Raw genomic sequence first — 7591 nt, 5'->3', positions numbered from 1 at the left:
CAGAATATCTTATCAATTAGTCGTAACTAAGTATTAGACTTTCTGCAAGGAAAAGTATGAGTAAGGAATTAGTTATCTCTTTCAGCATAGGTGCTGCTTTGCCCATGCCATCGCTTGGAGGCGATTTCTGACCTCTAATTTCTTAAATATATTGTAGAGATGTGACTTAATCGTATGCTCACTAATAAAAAGGCGGTCTGCAATTTCAAGGTTAGAGGCGCCCTCTTTCAGGGTTTGAAGAATCTCAGTCTCTCTGCGTGTCAATTCAATATCCGTTGGCGGGTGGTAACTTTGAATACGAGATTCATTTTGATAGTAAGCGAGTAGTTGACCTAACACTTTGCGAGATAGCCAGTTTTCACCTAATAATATCTTCTCTAATCCGGCTGCTACTGTTTCAATTCGGTCAGAGCTTTGAAAGATACCGACAAGGTTTGGCCAGCTAGTTAATTCTTCTGTTTCAAGAGGTTGATCAGAGTTAAGGAGTACTGTCTGTTTGTGGTTAATGTGAGCAAAAATTAATGAATCCATCTCACTAATACTTTTGATAGCAGAAAGGTCAATCAAAAATATGATACGATCTTTGTCTAGGTTCAAAACAGTATGTTGATCATTTGAGATATCAAACAGCGAAATAGCCACGCCAACTTTAGAGTGTAGGTAGTGAAGTAGGGTGGACGATTGTAAATTGGCATTGGATACCAAGACTAGCTGCGCTGAAGGTGTTTTCATAATCTAAGCTATACCATTACATCTGATTAATGTTTGAACATCATACTAAAGTTGTGAAAATTTGAATACGAAATTAGTTTTTTTATGAGAAATAACTCATTACAATTGTGTTAATTTTGTAAAATTTATCAAAAGAGTTTGGCGTAATACACACTTTTTTGCAATTAAATCCAGTGTTCTATTTAGAATATAGATTCAATGCTATGAACGAGAAAATTATTAGTGAATAAAGTTGAAAGAACAACGGCGATATCATTGGCACTCGTCTTTGTATTTAGAATGCTAGGTTTATTTATGTTGATGCCAGTGTTGGCATTGTATGCGAATGATCTTAATGGTTATAGTTTAGCTTGGGTGGGCATTGCGATTGGGGCATATGGCTGCACCCAGGCGCTATTACAGATCCCTGCTGGTTGGTTATCTGATAAGTATGGTCGGAAGCCGATTATTATTATCGGTCTCTTGTTATTTGTTGTCGGCTCTATTGTGGCTGCAGAATCCTCATCCATTTACGGTGTTGCCTTAGGTCGTGCTATTCAGGGGATGGGGGCTATTGCAGCTGCGGTGTTGGCTTTAGCGTCTGATTTAACCAGGGCAGAGCAGCGAACCAAAGTGATGGCTGTTATTGGTATATCGATTGGTCTTTCATTTGCCGTTTCAATGATTCTTGGGCCTTTTCTCGCTGCGCACCTAGGTTTGTCTGGTCTATTTTATGTCATCGCTATCATGGCCATTATTGCGATCCTATTGGTTCTATTTGTAGTACCAACACCTATTAAAAAAAGTGATAAGAAAGCCGCTGACGTTAAACTATCAGGCATAAAAAAAGTGTTCTTGAATCCTAACTTATTAAAGCTGGATTTTGGTGTTTTTGTAATTCACTGCATTATGACGTCACTCTTTATTGCATTACCCCTCCAACTAGCAGCCCATCATTTGGCAGCAGATGAACACTGGCACTTCTATCTTCCTGTTTTTCTGTTGTCATTTCTCTCTTTAGGCCTACTAATGCGATTTGGTAAGCGTAATCAAAAAATCGCTAATTTACTTTCTCTAAGTTGCTTGATTGTTGGGGTCACAATTATTGGGTTTAACCCTAGCTCACTTTGGTTCATCGGCTTTGGTGCTTGGCTCTATTTTTCAGGTTTTAATTATCTTGAAGCCTCCATGCCTTCATTATTGAGTCAAATTGCTCCAGACAGTTATCGGGGCAGCGCATCCGGGGTCTACAGTACCAGTCAATTTTTAGGAGCATTTATTGGTGGTGTCGTCGGAGGGGGGATTATGCAGCTTTATGGTGCTCAAGCCATTTATGGGATGGCAGTTGCTCTTCTGATGTTTTTATTTGTTCTTTGGTATCGTGGATTTCAATCGATTGAAATATAAAGCTAAAAATGCATAGTTGTGTTAATTAATCTAAATTGCGATGGATGTTTCTGTTTTACTCTTTCTTGAGTAATAGCGATTATGCTAAAATGTCAGACCGTTTTAGATTTGTAACAGTGCAACTGCACATCATTTATTATTATTCAGGAGCTCGTTATGGCCAGCCGTGGCATCAATAAAGTAATTTTAGTTGGCAATTTGGGTAATGACCCTGAAATACGCTATATGCCAAGTGGCGGAGCGGTTGCCAATATTACGATTGCAACCTCCGAATCTTGGAGAGACAAAAGCAGTGGCGAGCAACGTGAAAAAACGGAGTGGCACCGAGTTGCTCTTTTTGGCAAGTTAGCAGAAGTTGCAGGTGAATATTTACGAAAAGGATCTCAAGTGTATATTGAGGGCCAACTGCAAACTCGTAAATGGCAAGACCAAAATGGACAAGAGCGCTATACTACAGAAGTCGTTGTTCAAGGCTTTAATGGTGTGATGCAGATGCTTGGTGGTCGTCAAGGTCAAGGTGCCCCTGCTGGTGGACAGCAACAAGGTAACTGGGGACAACCTCAGCAACCTGCAGCTCAGCAGAAGAATTTTGCTCCAAAACAGCAAGCTCCACAACAGCAACAGCCTAAAGTACAGCAGCAAGCGCCTCAACCGGCTCAGCAGCAGTACAATGAACCACCAATGGACTTTGATGACGATATTCCATTTTAATCAATCCGTTTTAATGGTATGAATTCCCTTAAAAACCCTCGTTTATCGAGGGTTTTTCTTTGCTTCCATTACAGCATGTATTCAAGAAACAGCGTGTTGGCTCACTAAGCTGGCTTTAGAGTGTTTAAAAACACATTTAAACGACTATTATTAGAATTATTAAATTATATGGCGGGTACTTAATAGAATGCGAAGCACTCCAAGTTTACGATTAAGTACGCGTTTGATCTCTTTTGTCACACTTACCGTTGTCGCTGCAACATTTATCCTTTTTATTGGAGGGGCGATCAGCTTTAAGCAGTTAGGCAATAACTACCTTAATCACTATCTGCTCAATATCGTAGAGATGATTGGGGAGGAGTTGGAAGATCTCGATGCTACGGAAAACAAAGAGAGTTGGTTGCCAAAACTGCTAAAGGCAAGCAATGTCGTTGAAGCCTCGATTATTAAAGACAAACAGCTTCTTTACTCCTTTAAAGACGAGGGGGTATATAACAGTGCTGCGTTATTCAGACAAACTTACCCATTAAAACAGCATCCAGGGTATTCCATTTCTTTTGCTGCCATTGCTCCCTACACCTCTGTGGCATACTCGATAGGGCCTCTTTTTTCCATTACTATTGCTATTAGTATTATTATTTTAGGATTGATATGGGGGGTAAACTGGCTCCGTCAACAACTATTAGGTTCTGAGCTTCTTGAAGAACGAGGCAGAATGATCCTCGCTGGTAAAGTCGATAAGTTTTCTATTGGTGATGATCTGGAGTGGCCTGCAACGGCGAGCTTTGCGTTAGATAAGTTAATCTCTGAATTGAAAGATGCCAGGCAAGAGCGGAGTCGTTTCGATACCTTTATTCGTACCCAAACCTTTTTAGATCAACTGACCGGATCGGCCAATAGAGTGCTGTTTGACAGTAAATTAGAGTCAATTTTACAAGATAAAGATAGCCAAGGTGCAGTCTTGGTATGTCGGCTGAGTCATTGGGGGGAGTTTAGAGATGAGGCTGGTAAGCAAGAAGGTGACGAGTTAATTGTGGAAGTTGGGGGAGTACTAACAAATCTGATTCAAAAATTTCCTGATGCTGTGTTATCAAGGTATTACAAGTCTGATTTTGCCATTCTTATTCCTCATCAGCGGGTTAAAGAGATCAAAGAGTTCGCGAATCAATGCATTAATATTTTAGAGAAAACATCCCCTCCTGAATTTTTTAATCAAGATGATTGGTTTCATATTGGTATCACTATGTTTAATGGTGGGGAAGAACGAAGTAAGATCCTAGAAGAGCTTGAAACTTCAGTGAAGACATCAGAGTTACAACTATGTAACGGTTGGACACTCTATAAAAAGAGCAATAAAGAGGAAGCGAGAAGTAATGTTCGTTGGAGAACGCTGCTCGATAAAACTTTTGACAATAAAACGTTATTTTTTCAGCGGCAAGCTGTGTATGAAATTGAAGGAAAAAATAGAACCCGAATACATGATGAACTGCTCACTCGTATTTATGATGAAAATGGAGTAGAAATAACGGCTGCACGTTTTTTGCCTGCTGTTGCACAAGTAGGGTATCAAGTCAGAATGGATAAGGTTGTGATTCAACATGCTCTATCCTCATTAAAGGAAAGCCAGTTCACTGAGAATATATCAATTAATTTGCACTCAGTGTCGCTGGGCAACCGTTCGTTTTCTCAGTGGTTAAGTTACGAATTATTGCAACTGCCTAGAGAGAGCCTGAGTCATTTATCTTTTGAATTTTCTGAAGGGCAGCTTTTGGCAAATTACGATGCTGCGAGGCCTGTGATTAAGAGATTATTGGGTTTTGGTTGCAGTATTATTGTTGATCAAGTTGGTCGAACGATAGTCAGTACTCACTATATTAAAGATATTAGAGTCTCATTTTTAAAGTTACATCGAAACCTGATTACTGATATCGATAAGCGTCAAGAGAATCAACTATTTGTTAGGAGCCTCATTGGGTCCTGTGCTAATACTGATACTAAAGTCTTAGCGGTTGGTGTCGACAACCAAGATGAGTTGGATATTTTACAACAATTGGGTGTTGCTGGGGCACAAGGGGAACTTTTTCATGTTGAGGATAAACCTAAAGAGCGTTTTATGAAATTTAGGTTGCCAAAAAGACGAAGTCGATGGGGATAAGTGAGTTTATATTTTTTAATATTCAATTAATGTAGTATCAATTATAACGTTAATACGTCAATTATAGTAAAGTGTTACAATATAATCATACTATTCAAATAGTTATATGTGTAAGTTATGAATCGAGTTTTCATTATGTTTTGGGTCAATGGCTGTTTATGAGTAATTCATCTTTTTTTAGTAAGTTTAACTTTTCTAAGCAAGCGCAAAGTAGACTCTCAATAGTCATACTCTCTGATGGTATTTATGCCGCGACGAGCAATGTCAGTAATCAATTTGAGCAAAGTTACTTTGTGCCCATCTCAGATCCTAGTCATTGGATGAATTCTCTAGTTTCATTAATCCATCAAAATGCTCTCGAGCATCGTCAAGCCAACATCATTTTAGGCTCTCACCTCTACCAAGCTTTCCAGATAGACACGCCCGATATACCCAGAAGTGAATATCAGGGGGCGTTGCCTTTTTTAGTTAAAGACTTGGTCACTGAACGACTTGGCGATATTGTGGCTGATGGTTTCCCACTATCACCGTTAGGTAAGTTGCAGACGTATGTAACTAAAAGACAAGTTATCGAGTCAGTGAGCAAAATTTGCCATGAGAATGATATATCTCTACAGCGAATTGTTCCTGAAGATATGGCTTGGGGGGTAGTGAATAAAGAGTCAGAAAGTTACATGCTTTTGTATCGTGATATTAAGTCTGACTTTAAACTATCCGCTTATAAAGAGAGTAATATCTGCTTCAATCGTTCGTTGAGGGGAGTAACTCCCCCCTTAACAGGCGCTAATTTGAATAGCTTACAGCTAGATGCATTAGCACTAGAGTTGCAGCGTTCATTAGACTATTTAACCTCTCAGCTGCAAAGTGTTGCGATTAACAACCTCTACTTTATGTGTGATGGCGAGGAGCCACTTCAATTAACAGAGGAGTTACAAGCGAGATTAGGGGTAAGTGTTAAGCAATTGCCTTTAGCCGAAGATGCATTAAAGAGTTGTGGTGATACGCTTGCATGGTCTGGTTTACAACTCACCGATGACGGTGTCAATTTATATCCAGAGCACCTGAAACCAACATTTGATCACTTTACGTTTAAAAATGTTGTGATTGGCTGGGTTATTCTTGGTTTTGTTATGGCTATTGTTTCCTCCGTCATTCTCTTTAATCACTCTGAAGAGTCAAAAAAACTCACTCATTTGACCGCGGAAAGCCAGCAGCAGATGCTAGAGTTAGAGCAATTAAATAAGAAATTAGCATTACATAAACCATCGGCTTCCAAAATAGCGGCGGTGGAACGGTTAAAGAAAGATATTAAAGCTAAAGAGGCGTCATTTAGGGCAATAGATCAGTTGGATAATAGTTCTCAAATCGGGTTCTCCGGAGTGATGAAAAGTTTAACGACGATTGGAAAAAACGATATATCACTGTCAAAAATATTTATCCAAGGTGAGAGTATGAGTTTTTCCGGATTAGCTCGAAATGCCACGGTAGTTCCAAAGTGGATTCAAGCCTTTAAATCTGAAATGCATTTAGTCGGAAGAACCTTTGGCAAACTCTCAATTCTTCATGATGAAAATGGGCGTGTTACTTTCACATTAACCACTAAAGATGGAGGTGAGAAATGAACAGTCCATGGCACGGTCTCAATGAAAAATTCAGTCAATTAAATCGCAGGGAAAAAATACTCATTCTAATTGTGGGCTGGGTATTAACACTATTTATGGCCTTCACCTTTATTCTTGAGCCTCAGTTAACGTCTTTAACTGAAGTGAAAAGAGAGGTGGAGAGTGAGAAACAAACAATTAATATCAATAAGCAGCAGATTGATTTGGCCTTGTTGCAACTAAAACAGGATCCGAATAAGAGTATTGATACAGAGTACCAACAGCTGACTATAAAAAGCCAAACTCTCTCTTTTGAGTTGTCTGAGGTTGTGGCTAGCCTTGTGTCTCCCAGCCAAATGGCAGTGTTATTAGAAACCGTTTTGCAAGGCTCAACGAACTTACAACTGGTATCTTTAGAGTCCTTGCCTGCTGAGCAGCTCATTGATGGGGAGAATAATGCTGGATATTTTGTGCATCCGGTAAAAATTGTCTTACAAGGTAAGTTTTTTGATATTGATGCTTATTTATCACAGTTGGAGACACTACCTGTGAACTACTATTGGCGGACTTTTGATTATGAAGTTGAGAAGTATCCAATCGCAGCGTTAACACTGGTTGTTTATACGTTAGGCTCAGATGAGGACTTTATTGGTGGTTAAGTATAAATATCTATTATTGATGATCTGTGGAGTAAGTGTTGTTGCTCAAGCGGAAACGACAGTGAAAACGCAACATGATCCCACTGAACCATTAGGGTGGATGACTCCGAAACAGGTCGTCACAAAGAAAGCAACACCGAGAGAAAAAGTACCAACGCTGCAGTTGTTAACCTGCATTAATGAACAACCTTGCAGTGCCGTCATAAACAGTAAGATGGTTCATAAAGGTGATAATGTTTCTGGGTATAAAGTCGTTAATATTGATGACAAACGTGTGACTATAAAAAAAGGCTCCAGAACATGGAAGTTAGAACTTTTTTCATCAGATATCAAACAGTAAGGTTTAA

General features: G+C 39.3%; 7 protein-coding genes. 6 read left to right on the top strand and 1 reads right to left on the bottom strand.

Annotated elements, in window-relative coordinates; all coding sequences use genetic code 11:
* Positions 1-81: 81 nt before the first annotated feature.
* Positions 82-732 (bottom strand): LuxR C-terminal-related transcriptional regulator, encoded by a 651-nt coding sequence (locus tag L4C32_RS11530; protein ID WP_428197031.1) that lies wholly within the window; start codon positions 730-732, stop codon positions 82-84.
* A 222-nt stretch (positions 733-954) separates the two neighbouring features.
* Here L4C32_RS11530 and L4C32_RS11525 point away from each other — a divergent pair, with 222 nt between their 5' ends.
* The 6 genes from L4C32_RS11525 (at position 955) to L4C32_RS11500 (ending at position 7584) form a co-directional block, all read left to right on the top strand.
* Positions 955-2118, top strand: a complete 1164-nt coding sequence (locus L4C32_RS11525; RefSeq protein WP_428197030.1) for an MFS transporter — start codon at positions 955-957, stop codon at positions 2116-2118.
* Positions 2119-2274: 156 nt separating this feature from the next.
* Positions 2275-2829 carry a single-stranded DNA-binding protein gene (locus tag L4C32_RS11520; protein ID WP_428197029.1) on the top strand — a complete coding sequence of 185 codons (555 nt, stop codon included), beginning with the start codon at positions 2275-2277 and terminating at the stop codon, positions 2827-2829.
* 187 nt (positions 2830-3016) lie between these two features.
* A complete protein-coding gene (gene csrD / locus L4C32_RS11515; RefSeq protein WP_428197028.1) occupies positions 3017-4984 on the top strand; it encodes an RNase E specificity factor CsrD in 1968 nt (655 codons plus the stop codon).
* 158 nt (positions 4985-5142) lie between these two features.
* Positions 5143-6606 carry an MSHA biogenesis protein MshI gene (locus tag L4C32_RS11510; RefSeq protein WP_428197027.1) on the top strand — a complete coding sequence of 488 codons (1464 nt, stop codon included), beginning with the start codon at positions 5143-5145 and terminating at the stop codon, positions 6604-6606.
* Positions 6603-7244: a type II secretion system protein GspM gene (locus L4C32_RS11505; protein WP_428197026.1), complete on the top strand. Its 642-nt coding sequence runs from the start codon at positions 6603-6605 to the stop codon at positions 7242-7244. Before L4C32_RS11510 ends, L4C32_RS11505 begins: the two co-directional genes overlap by 4 nt.
* Positions 7237-7584: an MSHA biogenesis protein MshK gene (locus tag L4C32_RS11500; protein ID WP_428197025.1), complete on the top strand. Its 348-nt coding sequence runs from the start codon at positions 7237-7239 to the stop codon at positions 7582-7584. Before L4C32_RS11505 ends, L4C32_RS11500 begins: the two co-directional genes overlap by 8 nt.
* Positions 7585-7591 lie beyond the last annotated feature (7 nt).

Origin of the sequence: Aliivibrio kagoshimensis (assembly GCF_050337105.1) — a bacterium.
GTDB classification, from domain to species: domain Bacteria; phylum Pseudomonadota; class Gammaproteobacteria; order Enterobacterales; family Vibrionaceae; genus Aliivibrio_A; species Aliivibrio_A kagoshimensis.
This window is presented reverse-complemented; position numbering and strand designations above follow the sequence as displayed.

What these genes read in the sequence shown, in the direction of transcription:
- L4C32_RS11520 (WP_428197029.1), top strand. Translation starts at nt 2,275, where the DNA reads ATGGCCAGCCGTGGCATCAATAAAGTAATTTTAGTTGGCAATTTGGGT.
- csrD (WP_428197028.1), top strand. Translation starts at nt 3,017, where the DNA reads ATGCGAAGCACTCCAAGTTTACGATTAAGTACGCGTTTGATCTCTTTT.
- L4C32_RS11530 (WP_428197031.1), bottom strand. Translation starts at nt 732, where the DNA reads ATGAAAACACCTTCAGCGCAGCTAGTCTTGGTATCCAATGCCAATTTA.
- L4C32_RS11510 (WP_428197027.1), top strand. Translation starts at nt 5,143, where the DNA reads ATGAGTAATTCATCTTTTTTTAGTAAGTTTAACTTTTCTAAGCAAGCG.
- L4C32_RS11505 (WP_428197026.1), top strand. Translation starts at nt 6,603, where the DNA reads ATGAACAGTCCATGGCACGGTCTCAATGAAAAATTCAGTCAATTAAAT.